This is a genomic window from Stenotrophomonas sp. HMWF003 (genome assembly GCF_003061285.1).
Taxonomy (GTDB): Bacteria; Pseudomonadota; Gammaproteobacteria; order Xanthomonadales; family Xanthomonadaceae; genus Stenotrophomonas; species Stenotrophomonas maltophilia_AP.
In genome coordinates, this window is sequence record NZ_QAIW01000462.1 from 1 (window position 1) to 1,757 (window position 1,757).

Genomic DNA, 1,757 nt, shown 5'->3' on the forward strand with positions numbered 1-1,757 from the left:
GCCGGACCCGTTCGGCCATCGCCACCAGCAGCAACCCATGGCTGTGGCTCCAGCCGGTGCCGATATGCGCCAGCGGGCCGTGCAGTTCCGGGCGGCCGCGGGCGTCGCGCTGCAGCGGCAGGGTGTCCGGCGTGCCACCCAGCTGGTCGGCCAGCAGTACCCGGGCCTGCGGCTCGCCCCGGGTGCCGTTGACGTGCGGCAGGCACCAGACCGTGACCGGGCCGAACTGCCACGGACCGCCGGGAGGGGCCGGCACGGTCATGCCACCACCCGGTGAGGACGGCTGCACGATGATTTCACGGGGGGTGCCGTCAACTGGCCCGGTCGTTCACGCAAACCGGGAGTCACCGCTATGGGCATCATCATCTGGCTGATCGTCGGCGGCATCGTGGGCTGGCTTGCCAGCATCATCATGAAGCGCGACGCGCAACAAGGCATCATCCTCAACATCGTGGTCGGCATCATCGGCGCCCTGCTGGCCGGTTGGCTGTTCGGCGGTGGCATCAACGAAGCGATCACGATCCGTACGTTCCTGTTCTCGTTGATCGGCGCGGTGATCCTGCTCGCGATCGTGAATCTGTTTACGCGTCGAAGCGTCCGGTAACCCACGTACCTGCACCGCTTGATCGACAAGGCCCGGCACTGCCGGGCCTTGTTGTATGTGCGCCGGCCAGCGGCTGGCACTACCCCAACTGCACCCACGCCGGGGCGTGGTCGCTGGGGCGGTCCCAGGTGCGCGGCTCGCGGTCGATGCCCGAGGCAACGGCACGCGCCTTGAGTGCGTCCGACACCAGCGTCAGGTCGATACGCAGGCCCAGGTTGCGGCGGAAACCGGCGGCGCGGTAGTCCCACCAGCTGAACACGCCTTCTTCCTCGCTGTGCAGGCGGAACGCATCGTGCAGGCCCAGCTTCAGCAGCTTGTTGAGGGCGCCGCGCTCGGCGGTGGAGGTCAGGATGTGGTTCTCGTTCCAGACCAGCGGGTCGTTCACATCCCGCGCGTCCGGGGCGATGTTGAAGTCGCCCATGACCACCAGCTCGGGGTAGCGGGCCAGCTCGGCCTCGACCCAGGCATGCACGGCCTCGAGCCAGCGCAGCTTGTAGGCGTACTTGTCGGTGCCCACGTCCTGGCCGTTGACCACGTACAGGTTGATGATGCGCACGCCATTGACGGTGCCGGCGATCACGCGCTTCTGCTCGTCCTCGAACCCGGGAATGCCGATCTGCACGTCCTGCGCCGGTTCGCGCGACAGCAGCGCCACGCCGTTGTAGGTCTTCTGCCCGGCAAACACGCTGCGATAGCCCAGCCCGGTCAGCACCGCGTCGGGGAACTTGTGGTCCTCCATCTTGGTTTCCTGGATACCGACCACGTCCGGCGCGAACGCCGTGAGCCATTGTTCCAGGTGCGGCAGGCGCACGTTGAGCGAATTGACGTTCCAGGAGGCGATTTTCATGGGCGCCATTCTACCGGGTAGCCACCGACGTTAGGCTGTGGCCCCCCCCCGATCGCACGGAACCCCGCCATGGACGCAGATGCCTTCGTAGCCAAGTGGTACGCCGAGAAAGAACAGCTGTTGGCCGCCGCCTGGGCCCCGGGGACGGAATCGGCCGCGCGGATCACCGCGATGGCACTGTCACCCGTGCAGGCGCAGCAGTTGCGGGACGTGCTCGATGGGTTCGCCACCGACGCCATGTACACCCTGCTTCTCGGGCTGGATGGCAGCGCGGCGCTGGGCGGCGACCAGCGCCACTACACCGTG

At 67.4% G+C, this 1,757-nt stretch carries 3 protein-coding genes and 1 pseudogene; 2 read left to right on the forward strand and 2 right to left on the reverse strand.

The annotated features are described in order from the left end of the window. Positions 1 to 262 (reverse strand): annotated as a pseudogene (locus DBR34_RS20590) (4-phosphopantetheinyl transferase); the annotation flags it as partial. A 90-nt stretch (positions 263 to 352) separates the two neighbouring features. Between DBR34_RS20590 and DBR34_RS20595 the strand changes: the two are divergent. Then, positions 353 to 604 carry a GlsB/YeaQ/YmgE family stress response membrane protein gene (locus tag DBR34_RS20595; protein ID WP_038685456.1) on the forward strand — a complete coding sequence of 84 codons (252 nt, stop codon included), beginning with the start codon at positions 353 to 355 and terminating at the stop codon, positions 602 to 604. A 79-nt stretch (positions 605 to 683) separates the two neighbouring features. On the opposite strand, the gene xth is transcribed toward DBR34_RS20595, so the two are convergent. After that, on the reverse strand, positions 684 to 1,451 hold the full coding sequence (xth, locus tag DBR34_RS20600) for an exodeoxyribonuclease III (protein WP_128098156.1): 768 nt from the start codon (positions 1,449 to 1,451) through the stop codon (positions 684 to 686). A gap of 69 nt (positions 1,452 to 1,520) precedes the next feature. Here xth and DBR34_RS20605 point away from each other — a divergent pair. After that, a partial coding sequence (locus tag DBR34_RS20605; protein WP_219928355.1) for a hypothetical protein occupies positions 1,521 to 1,757 on the forward strand: 237 nt, incomplete at its 3' end.

Bases quoted from the DNA above. Each gene is read 5' to 3' on its own strand.
- DBR34_RS20595 (WP_038685456.1), top strand. From the start codon at position 353: ATGGGCATCATCATCTGGCTGATCGTCGGCGGCATCGTGGGCTGGCTT.
- xth (WP_128098156.1), bottom strand. From the start codon at position 1,451: ATGAAAATCGCCTCCTGGAACGTCAATTCGCTCAACGTGCGCCTGCCG.